This is a genomic window from Streptomyces sp. NPDC030809 (genome assembly GCF_055572195.1).
In genome coordinates this window covers 193,471-212,192 of the sequence record NZ_JBVIDV010000009.1, presented here as the reverse complement: position 1 = coordinate 212,192, position 18,722 = coordinate 193,471, and the positions used below count along the sequence as shown (strand labels likewise).

The window sequence follows — 18,722 nt, the reverse complement described above, 5'->3', positions numbered from 1 at the left end:
TGGGCACCCCGGCAGGGTGAATCTCCGTCAACCAGGCCGTCGGTGCCGGTCCGCGCCAGTGACCGCGGCCCGGGGAGATCGTTGGCTCGGACGGAGCCGGACCGCCCGGCCCGCGCGCCGGCGGCCTTTCGCCGGTGCGTCCACCGCACCCTTCCCCTGCGGAAGGGCCCGGGCCGAGGAGGCCGCCATGTCCCAGGAATCCGTGCCCGAGCACACCGGACAGGCTGCACACGACCACGTACGGCAGGAGCACCCGGTGCCCGCGCAGAGCGCACCGCCCAAGGGCCTGCTGCAGCAGATGGAAGAGCTGATGGCCGCACTCAACGCCGACCTCTCGCAGCTCGACGCGGACCTCCAGTCCTCGGCCGAGCGCCCCGCCGCCGGACCGGTGGCGCTGAACCGCTCGGCCCAGCCCGCCCCGGAGGCCGCTCCCGAGCGCCCTTCCTACCGCGGCTTCTGATCCCGCCGCCGCGGTGTGCTGGCCTGCCGGCGCCCCGGGGGCCGGCCGGTCATGCGGCGCGGGTCAGCTGGCGCCGGCCGTCGAGTCGCGGGCGGCGCCCGAGGCGCTGCCCCGCTCGCGGACCGCGAGCCGGCGCAGGATGCCGCGCACCCGGTCGCTCGACTCGTCCGCCGCGTCGATCGCCTCGATGCACTGCCAGTAGAGCCCCTCCTCGTCCGTCTCGCAGGCCACCCCCACCAGGGCTATGCCCACCTCGCCCAGCAGCGCCCCGAGTCCCAGCAGCGCCTGCCGGGGATCGGAGACCCCCGTCAGCTGCGCCGCCCTCGGCACGTAGTCCCCGGTTCTCCCCTCCAGGGCGAGGGCAGGCCGGTCGAGGACCCCGCATCCCCGGCCGCCGGCCTCGCCCAGCCCCCTCGCCTCCGCTCTCAGTTCCGGCGGCCCGGTGACCGCCATCCAACTTCCCACCGCCTGGGCGAGCGCCTGCGCCTGCCAGGCCTCCACCACGATGTCCAGTGCCGCCCGGCTCTGTGCAAGAGCATGGCGGCCGGCCGCGATGAGCCGCACCGCATCCATGAGCCGTCCCCCGTTCGTACGACTTACGCCGTCCCTCCATCACTACCCAGCGTGAAGGCAATGGGACCGTAAAGCCAGGGGTATTCGGAAATCTGTGGACACTCTCGCGGTTGTGGACAGCGCCATCACTCCGAAGAGTGACGATCTCCCCCTTTTTCGCCCTCCTGAGCGCTTCCTGAGCGGGTTTCGGGCACCGGGAAGCGGGTTTCGTTCCGTTCGATCTTGGCGGCGAGCGCGGCCAGCGGGTCCACGCCGAGCACCTCGCAGAACTGGAGGAGGTAGGCCAGGACGTCGGCCACCTCGTCGGCGACCCGGTGGGCGGACCGGGAATCGGCCATGACGCGGGCGGACTGCTCGGGCGTCAGCCACTGGAAGATCTCGACCAGTTCGGAGGCCTCCACGCTCAGGGCCACCGCGAGGTTCTTGGGCGTGTGGTACTGCTCCCAGGACCGGGCGGCCGCGAACTCGGCGAGCCGCCGCTGCAGCGCATCGAGGGTGGGGCGCTGCCCGGCGGGGCCGGGCGCAAGGCCTGGGGCCGCGGGGCCGGCGGACGGGCCGCCGGCCGGGTCGGGGTACGGGCGGCCGGAGGGGCCGGAGGGCGGCCTGCCCTCCGGGCCGGGGGACGGACTGGTGGACGGGTTCTCTGATGGGCTCACGCCACCAGGTCTACCACCGAGACTCCCGGCAGCTCTCGGGCCTGGGCGGCGCCGGCCGCCCCGAGGGTGCCGACCAGCCTGATGTGGCCGCGGGCGCACGAGGCCAGGGCCAGGCGCAGCAGTTCGCCGGTCTGGCGGTGGTCGAGCCCGCGGTCGATGCCGTCCGCGAGCACGGCCAGGGCCTGGCGGGCGGGCAGGAGTTCAGCGGCCGGGTCCACGGCGAGCACCCCCGGGCCGGTGAGCAGCACCAGCGCCAGGGCCAGGAAGCGCAGCTCGCCCTCGGCGAGCCGGCCCAGCGGGGTGCCGGCCGCCGCGCCGCCGCGGCCGAGGACCGCGAGGATCCGCCCGTCGGGCAGGGTCCGGGCGTCGAGGTCGAGCACCGGCCCGGCGCAGCCCCGCCGGGCGGCCTCGACGAGGGCGGCGTGCCGCGTGGCGCACTCGTGCCGGGTGCGGCGCAGCACCTCGGCCAGGTTGTCGCATCCGCCGCGCAGCCGTCCGGTGCCGGCGGGCACCGGCTCGCGCATCCGGCGCGGCTGCGGGTCGCACGCGAACACCGAGCGGAGGGCGACGACCAGTTGCTCCGCCGCTTCGAGCACCTGGCGCTGGCCGGCGGTGCTGCCGGCCACCCGGAGCGGGAGCAGGGAGGTGCCGAGCCGGTCGTCGGGGAGCGGGGCGCGGGTCACGCCGACCGCTCCGCCGGTGAACCAGGCCGCCTGCACCGAGCGGCGTCCGGGGTCGCGCAGGGCGGTGGTCAGCAGGGTCTGCCCGCCGGCGGTCAGGCGTTCGCCGACGATGCGCAGTTCGGGATCGGCCTGGATCGCCACGTCCAGGCGGACCGGTCCGGCCGGGCCGTCCACGGTGCAGCCGATCCGGAAGCCGCGTCTGCCCTGGGCGTCGGGGGCGGCCTGATCGGGCACGCAGGCCTCGGGGTCGGGGAAGACGTCGCCGAGCGCGGCGCCGGAACCGAGCCGGGCGAGGGCCTCGTACGCCTGGAGCACGTTCGATTTCCCGCTGCCGCTCGGACCGGCGAAGAGGGTGACGGGGCCGAGGCGGAAGGCGGCTCCGCGGTGCGACTTGAAGGCGGACAGCCGCAGTTCGGTGACGGCGGGCCGGGCGGGCGGGGCGGGGCGCGCGTCCGCGCGGGCGTGGTCGGCGGCGCGGGTCGGCCCGGAGCCCGGCGGGCCCGCCGGTCCCGCGGCCCGGGCGAACGGCGGCGCGGCCGGCGCGGGGACGGTGGCGATGGCGGCCGGCGGCCCGGCCGGCACCGGCCCCGGGGCAGACCCGGGCCCGCCCGCGGCGAGGGTGCGGGACCCGGCCGCGAGCCCGGCCGGGCCGGCCGGAACGGACCCGGGCGTACGGGCCGGGGCGGTGTGGGCGGTGGTGTGGGGGGAGGTCATGGGGCGGACGGTACGCACCCCCCGTCACGGCGAACCGTTCCGTCCCCCGCGCCTTCCTACGATTGGGGGACGGCCGCCGCGGCGATGCCCTCGACCTCGGTGCCGACCGGGGCCAGCAGGAAGACGTTGCGGTCCACGCGGTGCATCCCGCTGCCGAGCCCGAAGACCACCCCGCTGCTGAAGTCCAGGATCCGCTTGGCCACTTCGGTGTCCGCGCCGGTCAGGTCGAGCAGCACCGGGATCTGCGCGATCAGGTAGTCGGCCACTTCCCGCGCGTCCGCGAAGACCTGGACGCGGAGCACGACGAACCGCCGCTGCTCGGCGGCGAGCTCGCCGGACCGGGGGATGGTGCGGTGGTCGACCCGCGACGGCCATTCGTTGCGGCTGCGCAGGGGCACCACCTGGGCAAGCCCCTCCCACTGCTCGTCGGTGACGTCGTACCTGCTCACCGGCCCACCTCGGCCCCATGCGTCTTGTGCATCCACCCATCCTCTCGCGTTTCACCCGTTCAGCCCAACACCGACACGGCCCGTCCGGCGGGTCTCGGTCACGGATCCGCCGCCGTTCGCCCCGCGTAAGGTCTTGGCCATGACTGACGGTGAGGTGCTCCGGCTGCCGGGCGAGGTACCGGCCGCCGGCCGGCGCACCCCGCGCCGCCGGCCGCGGGCCGACGCCGTGCGCAACCGCGCCCAGATCCTCGCCGCCGCGGAGCAGCTGTTCGCCGAGCAGGACCCGGGCACGGTGACGATGGACCAGATAGCGAGGTCCGCGGGGGTAGGACGAGCCACCCTCTACCGGCGGTTCCCCGATCCGGCCTCGGTCGCCGCAGCCCTGCTCGACGAGCACGAGCGGCTGCTGCAGGGCCGGCTCGCGTACGGGCCTCCCCCGCTGGGCCCGGGCGCCCCGGCGGCCGAGCGCCTGGCCGCGTTCTACGCCGCCTCGGTCGAGCTGCTGGAACGTCACCTCCCGCTGGCCCTGGGGGCGGAGGCGGGCGCCGCGCGCTTCACCACCGGCGCCTACCGCTACTGGCGGGCGCACGTGCGGAAGTTGCTGACCGAGGGCGGCTGCCCGGATCCCGAGGCCTGCGCGGACACCCTGCTCGGCCCGCTGGCCCCCGAGGTGTACCGCTTCCAGCGCCGGCAGATGGGCCTGGAGCCGCAGCGCATCATCAACAGCCTCACGCTTCTGGCCCACCGCATGCTCGACCGCTAGGTTACCGGCGGTAAGTCTTCGTTCCTCCCCTCAGGAGCAGACTGTGAACGCTGGAAACGGAATCCCCGCGAGCAGCACGTCCCAGCACCCCCGCCGACCGCGCCGGACCCGGCCGCGGCGCGCCGCCCTGGCGGCCGCCCTGCTGGCCGCGCTGGCCGCCACCGCCGCCGCCCCGTCCGCCGAATCCGCGGCCGCCCCCGCACCGGCGGTCCCGCGGGCCGCCGGGGAGCTGCGCGAGGTGCTCTTCGTCGGCAACAACTGGGAGGGCACGGCCGATGTGCTCGCCTCCACCGGCAACCTGGAGAAGATCGGCCGGATCAACGTCATACCCGACAAAGCGGAACGACTCCGCGAGATCTGGCTCAACCCCGTGAAGCTCGGCTACTTCCTGGGCATCCGCAACACGGCCGGCGAGGGGCACGACCAGTACGTGGACGACATGTACGCCACCCCCGACGGCACGGCGGTGGTGGCCTCCCGCCCCAGCTTCGCGGACGTGGTCTCGATCGACCTCGCCACCGGCCGCCTGAACTGGCGCTTCCCCGTGTCCGGCTACCGGGCCGACCACATGGCGGTCTCGCCCGACGGCACCCGGGTGGCGGTCTCCGCCTCCACCTCCAACACGGTGCACGTGCTCGACATCGCCACGGGCCGCGCCGTCGGCTCCTTCGGCACCGGGGACAAGCCGCACGAGAACGTCTTCACCGACGGCGGCCGCCTCCTGTGGAACATGTCCATCGGCGACGTCACCAGCTCCCTCGACGCCCCGTGGCTGGACTGGACGAAGGGGGACCGGCGCATCACCGTCGTCGACGCCGAGACCTTCCGCCAGGTGAAGGTCATCGACATGCGGCAGCGGCTCGACGCCTTCGGCCGCCCCGACCTCTCGGACGCGGTCCGCCCGGTCGCCTTCACCCCCGACGGCTCGAAGATGTACTTCCAGGTCTCCTTCTTCAACGGGCTGGTCGAGTACGACGTCGCCGCCGACCGCATCACCCGGGTGCGCACGCTGCCCGCCGACCCGGAGACCAGCAGCGACCGGACCACGTGGGTCAACGACTCGCGCCACCACGGCATGTCCGTGAGCCCCGACGGCAGCAAGCTGTGCGTGGCGGGCACCATGGACGACTACGCCACCGTGGTCGACCGCGCCTCCCTCCTGGAAGGTCCGCTGGTGCCCGCGTCGAAGCCGTACTGGGCCACCGTCAGCGGGGACGGGCGCGCCTGCGTGATCTCCGAGAGCGGCGCCGACCGGATCACGGCCATCGACTTCGCGACGGGGCGGCCCACGGTCTCGGTGCCGGTCGGCGACCACCCGCAGCGGGTCCGGCTCGGCCGCGTCCCGGCCGGCTGGACGGGCCCCGCCGCCTGAGCCGCCGGCCGGGCCGCCGGCCCGGCCGGCCTGCCCGGTTGCCGGGCCGCGGCGCGGGGAGTTGGGCAAACCCCGGGCCGCCGCCCGGCCCTCCGTGGTTAGGTTCGGTGAGGAGCGATCCGGATTCCGGATGGCGGGTCCGGCGGGTCCGGACCGGGGCGAGGACGAGGGGGCCGAATGACGGACACGGGGGCGGCCGCGGACGGCACTGCCGCGGCGGCGGGCGGGGCGCTCGACCTCGCCGACGCGATCACGCTGCTGCGGGACCAGATCGCGGAGGCCCAGCGGCGGTTGGCTGCCGGGGGCGACCGGGGGGTCCGCTTCGGACTGGGCGAGATCACCGTCGAGCTCGGGATGGAGCTGGCCAGCACCCGCGGCGTGGACGGCGGGCTCCGCTTCAGCGTTCTCAAGTGGGGCGGCAGGCGGGAGGACGCGGACAAGGCCACCCACAAGGTCACGGTCCGGCTGGAGCCGCGCCGGTCCGACGGTTCCGGCGCGCCCGCCGGTGACGTGGAAATCGGCGACGAGGAGTAGCCCGTGGAGCTGGGGCGCCGGGTACAGGTCCGGCTGCACCGGCCGGACGGCAGCGGCACGGGGTTCGGCTCGGGCTACCTCCTCGCGCCGCGCCTGGTCCTGACGGCCGCCCACGTCGTGCTGGGACCGGGCCGGCTGACCGTGTGCCGCCCGGACCTCGGCCCGGACCGCCTCCCCGCCGTGCTCCGCTGGAGCCGCCGGGACCCCGCCTGCGACGCGGCCCTCCTGGAACTGCCGGAGGGCGCGTCCTGGCCCGAGCCGCAGGACCCGGCCGGGCCCGCGGTCCCCGGATCCGCGGCCCCCGCACCGCCGGGGCCGCCGCGGACGCCGGTCCTCCCCGCCCCGCGCTGGGGGGCCCTGGCCGGGGTGCGGCCGCACCCCGTGACCGCCCTCGGGTTCCCGCGGATGCAGCGGGACGCCGAGCAGGGCGGGCGGATGGACGAGCAGCTGGTGGGGTCCATCCGGCCCGGTACCGGCTCGCTCGCCGGGCGGTACGAGGTGGTGGCGGGCGGTACGGCCGTGCCCGGGGAGCCGCTGCCGCCCGGGGCCACCCACTGGTCCGGCATGTCCGGGGCGCCGGTGTTCTCGGGAGACCTGCTGTGCGGGGTGGTCCGGCGGGACCGGCAGGCCCTGGGCGGCACCCGGCTCACCGCCACGCCCGCCGCGGTCCTCCTGGCCGACCCCGGATTCCGGGCGGTGGTGGCCGGGCACACCGGCCGGGAGCCGCTGGTGGAACCGGCCGAGGCCGCCCACCTGCTCTCCCCCGCGGCCCCGGAGCGCGACCTCCGCTCCCCCGCGATGCTGCTGCGCGCCGAGGCGGAAGCGGTGGCCTTCCACGGCCGCACGGAGGAACTGCGCATGCTGGCCGACTGGTGCGCGGGCCCCGAGCCGTTCTCGGTGCGGGTGCTGACCGGGCCCGGCGGGCAGGGCAAGTCCCGGCTGGCCCGGCAGCTCGCCGACGGCCTGCGCCGGGCGGGCTGGATCACCGGGCACCTCCGTCCGGACCTCCGCGACGGCCCCGGGGCGCAGCCGGAACTGGCCGCCCTGGACACCCGGCACTGGCTGCTGCTGGTCGTGGACTACGCCGAGACCCGCCCGCACCTCGTACGCCGGATCGTCGAGCGGCTGCGCACCACCCGCAGCCGGGTCCGGCTGCTCCTGCTGGCCCGCTCCGACGGGGAGTGGCGTACGGACGTGCTGGGGGCCACGGCCGCCTGCCGGGAGCTGCTCGCTCAGGCCGTCGTCTGCCCGCTGGCCGCGCTGACCGAGGCCCCGGCCCGCGCCGCCGCGTTCCACCGGGCCGCCGCCGATCTGGCCGCGCTCCTGGAGGAACTGCCGGGCGTGGCCGGCCGGGCGGCGGGCGGCTGGCCGGCCCTCGCCGCGGCCCTGCCCCCGCCCGGGGACCTGGCGGACGCGCGCCACGAGTCGGCGCTCACCCTCCAGATGACGGCCCTCGCCGCGCTGCTCCAGCAGGGCCCGGCCCCGGTGGGCGCGGTCGCGGGCGAACCGGCCGAGGCCGCCCTGCTCGGCCACGAACAGCGCTACTGGGAGGACACCGCGGCCACACCCGCGTTCCGGCTGGACGGCCTGCGGACCACCACCCTGCGCCGGGCGGTGGCCGTGGCCGCCCTGTGCGGGGCGGCCGACCGGGCCGAGGCGGAGGCCGTGGTCGGCGCGGTACCGGGGCTGCCGCCCGAACGGGCCCTGGACACCGCGGAATGGCTGCACGCCCTCTACCCGGCGGACGAGGGCCGCTACTGGGGTTCGCTCCAGCCGGACCGGGTGGCCGAGTTCCACGCCACCCGGGCCCTGGCCGGCACGGGGGTGCTGCCGGAGCTGCTGCGGGCGGCATCGCCGGCCCAGCAGGTGCAGCTGTTCACCGTGCTCACGCGCGCCGCGGCGGCCCACCACGGCGCGGGCCGGGTCGGCGAGGGGGCGCAGGTCACGGCCGAGCTGTCGGCAGCGCTCGAGGCCGCCCCCCTGCGTACGGAGGCCCTGGTGCAGGCGGTCTGGGTGATCCCGCCGCAGGCGCCGTCCCCGGCGCTGGCGCAGCTGGGCCTGGACCTCAACGCCCGCGTTGCGGCGCGGTGCCGGGCGGATCTGGACGAGTTCCCCGAGGCAACCGACGGCGGGCTGAGCCTGGGCATGGCCCTGGTCACCCTCGGCGCCCGGCTGAAGAACCTGGGCGACCACGCCGCCGCAGCGGTCAGGGGGGCCGAGGGGGTCGCGGCCATCCGCAGGGCGGATCCTGCGCACGAGGACCGGGATGCCGTCCTCGCCGCTGCGCTGCGGGCCCAGGCCGAGCACCTCCGGCGGGCAGGCCGGCCCGGCCAGGCCCTGAGGTGCGCGGAGGAGGAGGTCGGCCTGCGCCGTGCCCTGGCCGCCGCGGGCACGTACGAGGGCCGTGCCCAGCTCGCGGCCGCCCTGCGGTGCCTCGCCCACGCGTGGCAGGCGTGCGGGGCGCAGGGGCACGGCCCGGGACCGGGCATCCCGGCGGACGGGGTCCGGGCCGCGTACGAGGCATCCGTCGCGATCCACCGGCAGCTCGGCCCCGCCGGCGCGGACGTCCACCGGGCCTGCGAGTACGGCCTGTCGCTGATCGGGCTCGCCATCCATCTGGCCGGGAGGGAGGGCGACGCACACCGGCTGGAGCTGCTGGACGAGGCGGCCGCGGTGTACCGGGCCGTACCCCCGCCGCTGCCCGTGGAGTTGCGCCTGACGCAGGCCCAGGGGCTGGCACTGGCGGCGCTGCTGCACCGCAAGGTGGCCGCGTCCCCCGAGAAGACGGTCATGCTGCACCTGGAGGCGCTGGAGGTCATGGCGACCCTTCCGCGGGCGGCACAGGAGGAGATGGCCCCGCTCCGGGACGCCCTGCTGCCCGTCGTCCGGTCCCTCGCCGAACGCCCGGGCGGCGGGGCGGGGCCGGAGGGCTGAGGCACGCTTGCGGCGGGCCGAGCCGGGGCTCGAGCGCCGGACCCCGGAGCTCGGGCACCGGACGGGCCGGAGTCGACGGCGGCCAGGTCGCGCGGACGGAGCCCCCGGGGCAGGAGCGCCGCACGGGCCCGCGGATAGCATGCGCGCCATGACGAAGATCGAGATCCGGCCCGCGACCGAGGCCGACCTGCCGGCCATCGTGGCCATGCTGGCCGACGACGAGCTCGGGGCCACCCGCGAGTCCCCCGACGACCTCACCCCCTACCTCGCGGCCTTCACGCGGCTCAAGGACGACCCCAACCAGCGGGTCGTCGTGGCCGAGCGGGTCGGCGAGGTGGTCGGGACCCTCCAGCTGACGATCATCCCGGGGCTGTCCCGCAAGGGCGCGACCCGTTCCGTCATCGAGGGCGTACGCGTCCACGGCTCGGTCCGCGGCGAGGGCCTCGGCGCCCAGCTGATCGAATGGGCCGTCGCGGAGTCCCGCAGCCAGGCCTGCCAGCTCGTCCAGCTCACCTCGGACCGGCTCCGCGAGGACGCCCACCGCTTCTACGAGCGCCTGGGCTTCACCGGGTCCCACGTGGGCTTCAAGCTCCAGCTCTGACCGGGGGGCGGGCGGCCCTCCGCGGACACCCCCGCCCCCGCCCCGCGGTTCAGGTCCGCAGCAGCCGGTCGAAGAAGGACCGGTAGCTGCGGAGGGCGAGCCGCAGGTCCTCCGTGGCCACCTCTTCCCCCTGCCGCCACTGCCCTTCGAGTTCCTGCTTGTACGAGGAGAAGGTGCCGGCCAGGTCCTGCATCACCTCGGCGACCAGCAGGTCGGCATCACGCACCGCGCCGCGCGGGTCGTCGACGAACCGGCCCTGGATCCCGGCCCAGTTCTGCCGGTACTGCTCCGCCCGGTCGCCGTCGACCAGCGCCACGCCCTGCCCGTCCCCGCCCGCACCGGAGTCACCGGCACCATCCGCCGCGCTGCCCCCGCCCGCCGTCTCCGGCCGGACCAGTGCAGCCGTGCCCTCGGCCGGACCGCCGTCCGGACCGCCGTCCGGGCCGATGTCCGGGCCGACTCCCTCCGCGCCGCTCACGCCTCCCGCTCCGGTGCCGGTGCCCGCGTTCCTGCTCTCCTCGTACGCGGCCTCCTTGGCGTCGGCCGCGTCCCGCTCCTGCCGGACCTCCTCGGCGGCGTCCTCGCGCTCACCGGTGGCCTCACCCGGATACAGCGGGGCCCGCGCCCCGTCTCCGTCCCGCTCCGCTCCCGTGTCCGGCTCCACCCCGGAATCCGCGGGCCCTTCGGTGGTCGGGCCGTAGCGGTCGTTCCCGTTCGTCATCTCGGCTCACCTCGCCGTTCCGATCAGATCGTCGAAGAGCGCGCGGTAGTGGACCATCGCCCCGCGCAGCTCCTCGGTGGTCGCCCGGCCCTGCCCGCTGCGCTCGTTCACCTCGTGGGCGGCCCGGTAGTGCTCCAGGGTCCGGCCGTGCTCCACCGACAGCTCGCGCAGCTGGTCCTCGTAGCCCCGGGTGGGGTAGCCGCGGTCGCGCATCAGCCGCGTGAGCAGGTCGTCCGCCCGCCCCACGGCGCTCTCCGGGTCGTCCACGAAGCGCTGCTGGACCGCGATCCACGCCTCCTCGTACCGGTGCCGCCGGTCGTCGGGCAGCTCCTTGATCTCGAGGTGGTCGTGGCGGGTCTCGCGTTCCCGCAGCTCGGCCTCGGCGGCCCGCTTGCTCCCCGTCTCCTCGACGGTCCGGTCGTACTCCGGCCCGAACCGTTCCCGGAGCGCGCGCCTGCGCCGGATCATCCACGCGGCGATGCCGACGAGGACCAGGACGACCGCGACCGGGATGAGGACGGCGAGCAGTGTGGTGGTGGACATGGGAGCCTCCACGTCTCGAAGACCTGTGCGCCTGCCCGCCCGTCCCGTCCCCAAACCGCCCCCGGTCCGTACGCCGTCCGGCCCGTACTCGACCCGCCCCGGCCCGCCCGCCCTCAGACCTGCCGCGGCACCGCCGCGGCCGCCGGCGCCGGTGCCCGGTTCCACGCCATCCGGGACCACGGGAGCGCCAGTCCCGCCTGGTCGGAGACCTCCTGCGGCACCAGCGAGGAGAGCGCCGCGGCCTCCGCGTGCCGCGCGTACACGCCGTCCACGTAGCGGTGGCCGGTGTCGGCCGCGACGAAGAGGACCGTACGGCCCGGGGAGCGCCCGCGCTCGTGCCGGGCGGCGAGGTAGCCGGCCCCCGCGGACAGCCCGGCGAAGACCGCGTGCCGCCGGAGCAGGTCCACGCTGCCGGCGAGTGCCGCGTCGAAGGAGACCCAGTGCAGGACGTCGTACAGCTCGTGGCGGACGTTCCCGAACGGGATCGAGCTGCCGATCCCGGCGATGATGATCTCGGGATCGCTCACGTGCTCGGCACCGAAGCTGACGCTCCCGTACGGCTGCACCCCGACGAGCTCCACGTCGCACGGCCCGCCCGCACCCCCGGTACCGCCCGCCCCGCCCCCCGCGCGCAGATAGCGGGCGAGGGCCCCGGTGGAGGCCCCCGAGCCGACCCCGCCGACGAGGGTCAGCGGCTCCCCGCCGGTCTCCGCCCGGATGCGGTCGGCGATCGGGCGGTAGCCGAGGTGGTGGATGTCGTCGTGGTACTGGCGCATCCAGTGGTACTCGGGATGCTCGGCGAGGATCTCGTGGATCCGCGCGACCCGCCGCTTCTGGTCGAGCTTGAGGTCGCTGCACGGCTCCATCTGCTCCAGCCTCGCGCCGAGCACCTCCAGTTGGACGCGCAGCGTGCGGTCCACCGTGCTGGACCCCACGATGTGGCAGCGCATCCCGTACCGGTGGCAGGCGAGCGCGAGGGCGTACGCGTAGATGCCGCTGGAGCTGTCCAGGAGCGTGTCCCCGCGGCGGACCGCACCGGTCTCCAGGAGGTGGCGTACGGCGGCGAGGGCGGAGACCGCCTTCATCGTCTCAAAGCGCAGGCAGACCAGCCGGTCGTCGAGTCTCATCAGGTCCGGCCGGCCGACCGCCTCGGCGACGTGCTCGTCCATGGGGGATCTCCTTGCTGCTCGGGAGGGCTGCCGGGGCCGCGGGGGCCGTGAAGACCCCGGCGCCCGGAAGCTCTCCGGATTCCGTGAAGGTGGCGAAGGTCCGGGTGGCGGGGATGCCGTGGACGTCGAGCGCGCGCAGGCAGCTGCGCACCCGGTACCGCAGGCCCGGCGCCGCCGGATCGAAGAGCACCCCCGCCACCGCACCGCTGTGCGCGATCTGCACTCCGACCGCACCGACCCGGCGCGCGATCCCGGCCAGTGCCTCGAACTCCGGGTGTGCCAGCACGCGTTGGCCCCGCCAGGCGCTCGCGGTGGCCACCTCGCCGAGCAGGGCCGCGTCCCCGGTGGCGACGGCCCGGCGCAGCCGCGTGCGCAGCCGCTCGTACGCCCGTACGTCCTCCTCCCCGGCCTCGCGCACCGGCAGGGCCAGGGTGTCCACGGGCGCGCCGCCGCCGAGGGCGCAGCCCACCACCACCAGCGGCGGGAGCTGCGGCCCGAGGACCTCCAGCACCCGGCCCTCGCGCTGCGCGAAGAGCACGGGCCGGCGGCTGCCCCACATCAGGGGATCGGAGGCGAGCTCGGCACGCACGGTCAGCCCGGCCACCGCGTCCGGCCCGAGCCGCACCCCGTACGCGTCCGCGACCGCGCGCACGGCGGCGGTCACGTCGCTGGTGGAACTGCCCATGCCCCAGCCCACCGGCACGTCCCCGCTCAGGGTCAACTCCCCGCCGCAGGGCGGCAGTCCGGACCGCCGTGCGCACTCGGCCACCGCGAGCGCCGCCGCGCGGGCGGCCTTCGTGCGGCCTGCCGGCACGACGGTGAGCTCCTGCGGCGGGCTGCCGGGCCGGCGGACGAACCCGGCCCGGGTGCCGGGCCCGGGCATCGGCAGGGTGACCAGGCCCGCGCACCGGCGGCCGTCCCCGTCGAGGAAGACCCCCTGGAGGATCTCGCCGTGGTGGCAGGGCGCGTACCCGGTGCCGGAGGTCCGGCGGGGTGCGGGGATCACGCGCCGCCCGCCGTCCGGTAGCGGTACAGGACCGTCTCCTCCGCGCTGAACTGGGAGAACGGGAAAGGTTCCGCGGACAGGGCGGTCACGCCGGAGCCGAGGAAGGCACGGGCGACCGCGCTGCCGCTCTGCGCATAGACGACCAGCGGCACTCCGCGGGACCGGCAGCGCCGGAGGATGGTGTCGAACGAGCCGTTGCCCAGGGTCATTCCGGTGGCCACGACGGCGTCGGCCCGGTCCAGCACCTCGTGCATGTCGTCGGTCACGGGGTCGCCCCACTGGGTGGCCTTGAGGTTGAAGTCGCAGGGCAGCGGTTGCCCGCCGCGCGCCCGGATCGCCGCGACCAGCGGGTTCACCACCCCGATGAGGCCGACGGCGGCGCCCTCCTCGATGTCGAGCAGCCCGGCGATGGCGGCGTCCCGGGCCCGGGCGCGGACCTCGGGGGCGCCGGCGGGCAGGGTGACCGGCTCGGCCGCGCCCGCCCGGGCGGCCGCCGGGTGCGGACGGGCCTCGGCGAGGCAGGCGTCGAGGGCGGCGATCCGCAGCGGGCGCGGGCCCTCGCGCAGCAGCACGTCGAGCGGGGCGCCGGAGAACTCCCCGCAGACCGCGGGACCGATCTCGCCGGACTCGAACGCGCAGCCGCCGAAGGATCCGCCGAGGCGGACGAGGACGTACTGGTTGAGGTAGGTCGTGTCCCCGCCGGCGAGCCGGGTGCCGTGGTGGATCCGGAACACGCTGGTGGCGGTCAGCTCGGCGGGCGGCCTCCCGTACTCCCCGGCGAGCACGGCCTCGAAGAGCGCGTCCACGGACGCGAGCGGGGCGGAGGTCGGGACGGGGGTCGGGGCGATGGCGGGAACGGGAGCGGGGACGGGGGTCGTCGGATTCACGGGTCGGTTCTCCTCTTCTGCTGCGGCTTGCGCTTCTGCTACTGCCGCTCTTCTGCTTCTGCTTCTGCTTCTACGGATGACGGGCCGGGCCGCGGGGAGCCCGGTAGGCGAGGTGCGGATGTCCCAGCGCATCCGCGGCGAGTACGGCGTCCACCTCGAACACCTCGGCCAGCCGCACCTGCGTCAGCACCTCGGCGGGCGGACCGGCGGCGACCAGGCGGCCGTGGTGCATGAGCAGCAGCCGGTCGCAGTAGCGGGCGGCGAGGGACAGGTCGTGCAGGGCGACCAGCACGGTCTGCCCGGTCCCGGCCAGCAGTTCCATCAGCTCCAGCCGGTGCCTGATGTCGAGGTGGTTGGTCGGCTCGTCGAGCAGCAGCGCCTGCGGTTGCTGGGCCAGCGCGCGGGCGAGGTGGGCGCGCTGCCGCTCCCCGCCCGACAGCGCCCGCCAGGAACGGCCGGCCAGCGCCGTGAGCCCGACCCGCTCCAGGGCCTCGGCGACCGCCTCCCGGTCGGCGGCGTCCGGCCCGCGCAGCCGGCCCCGGTAGGGGGTCCGGCCCAGGCCCACCACGTCCGCGACCCGCAGGTCGCCGTCCGCGCCCGAGTCCTGCGCGACGAAGGCGGCGTGGCGGGCGATCCGCCGGGCGCTCCAGTCCCGTACGCACCGGCCGTCGTAGCGGACCGTGCCCGCATCGGGGGCCCGCAGGCCGGCCAGGCAGCGCAGCAGCGAGGACTTGCCCGAGCCGTTCGGGCCCAGCAGTCCGACCGTCTCCCCGGGGGCGATCTCGGCGCCGACCCCGCGTACGACGGTCCGGCCCGCCACCGACCAGCTCAGCCCCTCGGCGGTGATCCTCACAGGTCCCCCCTCTTGCCCAGCACGCACAGGAACAGCGGTACGCCGAGCAGCGCGGTGATCACGCCGACCGGGACCTCGCGCGGGGCGAAGGCGATCCGCGCCAGCGCGTCCGTCCACACCAGGAACACCGCGCCGGCGAGGGCGGCGCACGGCAGCAGCACCCGGTGCAGCGGCCCGACGAGGAAGCGGACCCCGTGGGGGACGATCAGCCCGACGAAGCCGATGGCGCCGACGGTCGCGACCGCGACGGCGGTCAGAGCGGCCGTCACCACGAGCAGCACCATCCGGGTACGCCGTACGCCGATCCCCAGCGAGGCGGCGGTGTCGGCGCCGAACGCGAGCCCGTCGAGGTCGTTCGCGCACAGCCACGCGGCGGCCAGCCCGAGCGGGGTGACGACCGCGCACACGGCCACGGTGTCCCAGCGGGCCGGGGCCATCGAGCCGAGCAGCCAGTGGGTGACGGCGCGCGTGGTGTCCGCGTCCGCCGAGGCCATCAGGACGAGCGAGGTCAGTGCGGTGAACAGCTGCCCCACGACCACCCCGGTGAGCACGATGCGTACGGAGTCCAGTCCGCTGCGCCTGAGTAGCAGCAGGAGCAGTCCGAAGGAGAGCAGCGCTCCGGCGAGCGCCCCGCCGGTGAGCCCGAGGGTGCCCGCGCCCACTCCGAGGACGAGGACGGCCACGGCTCCCGCCGAGGCGCCCGAGGAGACCCCGAGCAGGTACGGGTCGGCCAGCGCGTTGCGGGTGACCGCCTGGAGCACGGTGCCGGACACGGCGAGCGCGGCCCCGACCAGGGCGGCCATCAGCACCCGCGGCAGCCGCAGGTCCCAGACGAGGGAGTCGAGCAGCGGGGGCAGCGGTTCCACGGCCGGCCCGAGGCGGCTGCCGAGGGCCCGGGCGAGTCCGCCCCAGCCCACGTCCGCGGTCCCGAGGCGCACCCCGGCGAGGACCGAGAGGCCGAGCACGGCCAGGGCGAGGGGGAGGAAGACCGCGGGGCGGCGGGCCACGGGGCGGCGGGCCGCCAGGAGGAAGTCCGCCGCCCGCCCGCGCCCGCCGGGCGGGCCGGCCGGGTCAGCGGCGGACACGGTCGAAGTCCTTCATGCCGGCGGCCAGCAGCCCCAGGGCGTGCACGGAGCGCACGGAGGGGTCGAGTTCGATGCCCGGCACCTCCAGGATCCTGTTCTCGCGGACCGCGGCGAGCTTGGACACGACGGGGTGCCGGGCCATCACGGCCCGCTTCTCGGCGGCGCTGTCCCCGGGCCGGCCGCGTTCGGACAGGTCCCCGATCACGAGGAAGTCGGGGTTGCGGCGGGCCACTTCCTCCCAGGTGACCTCGGGCCAGTCCTCGGCCACGTCGTCGAAGGCGTTGCGGGCCCCGACGATCCGGCTCATCTCGCTGGGCAGTCCGGTGCGGCCGGCCACGTACGGCAGCCCGTTGAAGACGGAGTACAGGTAGACCACGCTGGGCCGCCGGCCGCCGGAACCCGCGCTGTCCGCAGCCGCCTTGGCGACGGCGGCGCGCTGGGCGGCCGCGAGCCGGGCGGCCCGGTCCTCCACTCCGAAGATCCGGCCGAGCTTCTCGTAGTCGGAGAAGAGCAGTTCGAACGGGCTGCGGACGGCCGGGTTCTGCTGCGGGCAGTCCACGGCGCTGACGAAGGCGGGGACCTTGAGCGCACCCAGCTCCTCACGGGTGCCGGCCCGGTCGGCGGTGTAGAGGTCGGCCGTGCCGGCCACGACGAAGTCCGGTTGCGCAGCGCGCAATTGCTCGGCCGAAGCGATCTTCGGCGCGAGGACCGGGATCCGGGCGTAGGCGTCGGCGTACCGCGCGGGGATCTTCGTCTTGAGGTTGGCCGTTCCCGCCATCCGCCCCTGGAGGCCGAGTTCGAGGAGGGTCTCGGTCGAGGCCTGGTCCAGCGAGACGGTCCGCTCCGGGACCCGGCCGAAGGCGAGGGTGCGGCCGCAGCTCCCGACGGAGACGCTCCGGGCGGCGGCCCGCCCGTCCTCCCGGTCACTCCGGCCGCCACCCCCTCCGGCGGCACAGCCCGCGGCGGCGAGGGACAGGACGACGGCCAAGGCGGCGCCGGTACGGGCGGGGTGACGCATGGGGAGATCTCCGGTCTGAAGAGGGGGGCAGGACGGCCGGCGGCAGGACGCGCGGAGGCGTACGCGGCTGCACGGGGGCCCACGGGCGCCCGAGGGCGCGGTGGACCGCACCCGTGCATCCGCCCGGCGCATCTGTCATGCACCTGGCAGAACCGCACGGCTCACAGGGTACTGTAATGGCAATCATTTTCATTTACGACCCCGGGGGGCGCCCCTTTCCCGCCCCCTGCGCACCTCCGAGGAGCTCCCACCCGTGGCGACCAAACCCGCCCCCGCCCCCCTCAGCTCAGGCCCCCGGCCCCGGCGTTCGGTCCTGCGCGACACCGCGTTCCTGCGCCTGTGGGCCGGCACCACCGCCTCGGGCCTCGCGACCTGGGCCCTGCCCTTCGTCCTGGGACTCGCCGTACTCCACCGCGACCTCGACGCAGCCGGCCTCGGCCTGGCCCTCGCCGCGCGCACCGCGGGCTTCCTCCTCGCCGTGGCGGTGGGCGGCGTCCTTGCCGACCGGCACTCCCGCCGCGCCGTCGTCCTGTGGTCGGCCCTGGCCGCCGCGCTCTCCACCCCCCTCCTGGCCCTGGGCCTCGGCCACTCCCCGGCCCTCATGACGGCCGCCGCCGCCCTGGCCGGGGCCGGGCAGGGCGCCTGCCGTCCGGCCTTCCAGGCCCTGACCGCGGAGACCGTCGCCCCCGAACACCGCCCGCAGGCGAACGCCGCCATGACCATGGCCGTCCGCTCCGCCACCCTCGCCGGTCCCGCCCTGACCGCCCTCCTCGCCACCGTCCTCGACGTCCGCACCCTCCTCCTCGGCATATCCCTCCTCTGGCTCACCACCGCCCTGGCCCCGAGCCGGACGACGCGGCAGGCGGCCGCGAACGGGGAGCCGAAGGGCGAGGGGGCGGACCGGGGGAACTCCCGCGGCCTGAAGGGGGTGGGCACCGACTTCCTGGAGGGCGTACGAGAAGCCCGCCGCCACCCCTGGTTCCTCGCCGGCCTCGCCGCCCTCGTCACGGTCATCGCCTTCGGCTACTCCGCCACCAGCGTGGCCCTGCCCCTGATCAGCCGCGACCGCTACGGCACCGGGTGGGTCCTGGCCGCCGCCATGACCGCGTACACCCTCGGCGCCCTCGGCGGCGCCTTCCTCATCGCCCGGCTGCGCCCCCGCGCCCCCGGCTGGGCCGCCCTCGCCGGCCTCGCCGCCTACGGCTTCGCCCCCCTGAGCCTGGCCCTCCCCGTCCACCCGGCCCTGGTCGTCGCCGCGTACGCCGTCGCCGGCATCGGCATCGAGCTCTTCAACGTCCCCTGGTTCACCGCCACCCAGCGCGAGGTCGCCCCGGACAAACTCGCCCGGGTCTCCTCCCTGGACTTCCTCGTCTCCTACGGCCTGGCCCCCCTGGCCCTCTCCCTGATGCCCCCCGCCCTCGCCGCCTTCGGCCCCACCCCCGTCCTGGCCGCCTGCGCCGCCGCCTGCCTCCTCGCCCCCCTCGCCGCCGCCCTCGTCCCCACCACCCGGCACTTCGCGAAGGGGCCGGCCCCGACCCGCTGACCACGACCCCGCGGCCCTCCCACCGGAGCCCGGTGGGAGGGCCGTCACGAGCAGGCCGACGACCGGTCGGACCCGGGACCGCCGGGGGCGGGCGGCGGCGTATATGAAACGTAGATGGGCCTCTGCGAGTCTCCTCGGCAGAACAACCCGCTAGCCAG

At 76.2% G+C, this 18,722-nt stretch carries 19 protein-coding genes; 7 read left to right on the top strand and 12 right to left on the bottom strand.

Going from position 1 to position 18,722, the window contains the following annotated elements:
- Positions 1–187: 187 nt before the first annotated feature.
- Positions 188–460 carry a hypothetical protein gene (locus ACZ407_RS15045; protein ID WP_468128485.1) on the top strand — a complete coding sequence of 91 codons (273 nt, stop codon included), beginning with the start codon at positions 188–190 and terminating at the stop codon, positions 458–460.
- Between the two features lie 63 nt (positions 461–523).
- Here ACZ407_RS15045 and ACZ407_RS15040 read toward each other — a convergent pair whose 3' ends face one another.
- The 4 genes from ACZ407_RS15040 to ACZ407_RS15025 form a co-directional block, all read right to left on the bottom strand.
- A complete protein-coding gene (locus tag ACZ407_RS15040) occupies positions 524–1,033 on the bottom strand; it encodes a DUF6099 family protein (RefSeq protein ID WP_468128484.1) in 510 nt (169 codons plus the stop codon).
- A gap of 125 nt (positions 1,034–1,158) precedes the next feature.
- Positions 1,159–1,518, bottom strand: coding sequence for a nucleotide pyrophosphohydrolase (locus ACZ407_RS15035; RefSeq protein ID WP_468128535.1), 360 nt, complete (start codon positions 1,516–1,518; stop codon positions 1,159–1,161).
- 167 nt (positions 1,519–1,685) lie between these two features.
- Positions 1,686–3,086, bottom strand: coding sequence for an AAA family ATPase (locus tag ACZ407_RS15030; RefSeq protein ID WP_468128483.1), 1,401 nt, complete (start codon positions 3,084–3,086; stop codon positions 1,686–1,688).
- Positions 3,087–3,142: 56 nt separating this feature from the next.
- Positions 3,143–3,535 (bottom strand): cell division protein SepF, encoded by a 393-nt coding sequence (locus ACZ407_RS15025; protein WP_468128482.1) that lies wholly within the window; start codon positions 3,533–3,535, stop codon positions 3,143–3,145.
- Positions 3,536–3,674: 139 nt separating this feature from the next.
- Between ACZ407_RS15025 and ACZ407_RS15020 the strand changes: the two genes are divergently transcribed.
- The 5 genes from ACZ407_RS15020 (at position 3,675) to ACZ407_RS15000 (ending at position 9,739) form a co-directional block, all read left to right on the top strand.
- The gene (locus tag ACZ407_RS15020) at positions 3,675–4,298 is read left to right on the top strand and encodes a TetR/AcrR family transcriptional regulator (RefSeq protein ID WP_468128481.1); all 624 of its coding nucleotides are present in this window, start codon (positions 3,675–3,677) and stop codon (positions 4,296–4,298) included.
- 127 nt (positions 4,299–4,425) lie between these two features.
- The gene (locus ACZ407_RS15015; protein WP_468128534.1) at positions 4,426–5,670 is read left to right on the top strand and encodes a YncE family protein; all 1,245 of its coding nucleotides are present in this window, start codon (positions 4,426–4,428) and stop codon (positions 5,668–5,670) included.
- A gap of 177 nt (positions 5,671–5,847) precedes the next feature.
- On the top strand, positions 5,848–6,204 hold the full coding sequence (locus ACZ407_RS15010; protein ID WP_468128480.1) for a trypco2 family protein: 357 nt from the start codon (positions 5,848–5,850) through the stop codon (positions 6,202–6,204).
- A 3-nt stretch (positions 6,205–6,207) separates the two neighbouring features.
- Positions 6,208–9,138 (top strand): trypsin-like peptidase domain-containing protein, encoded by a 2,931-nt coding sequence (locus ACZ407_RS15005; protein ID WP_468128479.1) that lies wholly within the window; start codon positions 6,208–6,210, stop codon positions 9,136–9,138.
- Positions 9,139–9,286: 148 nt separating this feature from the next.
- A complete protein-coding gene (locus tag ACZ407_RS15000) occupies positions 9,287–9,739 on the top strand; it encodes a GNAT family N-acetyltransferase (RefSeq protein WP_468128478.1) in 453 nt (150 codons plus the stop codon).
- A 49-nt stretch (positions 9,740–9,788) separates the two neighbouring features.
- Here the strand turns inward: ACZ407_RS15000 and ACZ407_RS14995 are convergent, their stop codons facing one another.
- The 8 genes from ACZ407_RS14995 to ACZ407_RS14960 all read right to left on the bottom strand — a co-directional run bounded on the left by ACZ407_RS14995 (position 9,789) and on the right by ACZ407_RS14960 (position 17,021).
- Positions 9,789–10,460 carry a hypothetical protein gene (locus tag ACZ407_RS14995; protein ID WP_468128477.1) on the bottom strand — a complete coding sequence of 224 codons (672 nt, stop codon included), beginning with the start codon at positions 10,458–10,460 and terminating at the stop codon, positions 9,789–9,791.
- Between the two features lie 6 nt (positions 10,461–10,466).
- Positions 10,467–11,003, bottom strand: coding sequence for a hypothetical protein (locus ACZ407_RS14990; RefSeq protein WP_468128476.1), 537 nt, complete (start codon positions 11,001–11,003; stop codon positions 10,467–10,469).
- A 113-nt stretch (positions 11,004–11,116) separates the two neighbouring features.
- Positions 11,117–12,172, bottom strand: coding sequence for a pyridoxal-phosphate dependent enzyme (locus ACZ407_RS14985; protein WP_468128475.1), 1,056 nt, complete (start codon positions 12,170–12,172; stop codon positions 11,117–11,119).
- Positions 12,093–13,178, bottom strand: coding sequence for a GHMP family kinase ATP-binding protein (locus tag ACZ407_RS14980; RefSeq protein ID WP_468128474.1), 1,086 nt, complete (start codon positions 13,176–13,178; stop codon positions 12,093–12,095). Before ACZ407_RS14980 ends, ACZ407_RS14985 begins: the two co-directional genes overlap by 80 nt.
- A complete protein-coding gene (locus tag ACZ407_RS14975; protein WP_468128533.1) occupies positions 13,175–14,026 on the bottom strand; it encodes a Rossmann-like domain-containing protein in 852 nt (283 codons plus the stop codon). Before ACZ407_RS14975 ends, ACZ407_RS14980 begins: the two co-directional genes overlap by 4 nt.
- 109 nt (positions 14,027–14,135) lie before the next feature.
- Positions 14,136–14,918, bottom strand: coding sequence for an ABC transporter ATP-binding protein (locus ACZ407_RS14970; RefSeq protein WP_468128473.1), 783 nt, complete (start codon positions 14,916–14,918; stop codon positions 14,136–14,138).
- Positions 14,915–16,003 (bottom strand): FecCD family ABC transporter permease, encoded by a 1,089-nt coding sequence (locus ACZ407_RS14965; protein ID WP_468128472.1) that lies wholly within the window; start codon positions 16,001–16,003, stop codon positions 14,915–14,917. Before ACZ407_RS14965 ends, ACZ407_RS14970 begins: the two co-directional genes overlap by 4 nt.
- Positions 15,990–17,021: an ABC transporter substrate-binding protein gene (locus ACZ407_RS14960; protein ID WP_468128471.1), complete on the bottom strand. Its 1,032-nt coding sequence runs from the start codon at positions 17,019–17,021 to the stop codon at positions 15,990–15,992. Before ACZ407_RS14960 ends, ACZ407_RS14965 begins: the two co-directional genes overlap by 14 nt.
- 253 nt (positions 17,022–17,274) lie before the next feature.
- Here ACZ407_RS14960 and ACZ407_RS14955 point away from each other — a divergent pair, with 253 nt between their 5' ends.
- Positions 17,275–18,564 (top strand): MFS transporter, encoded by a 1,290-nt coding sequence (locus ACZ407_RS14955; RefSeq protein ID WP_468128470.1) that lies wholly within the window; start codon positions 17,275–17,277, stop codon positions 18,562–18,564.
- Positions 18,565–18,722 lie beyond the last annotated feature (158 nt).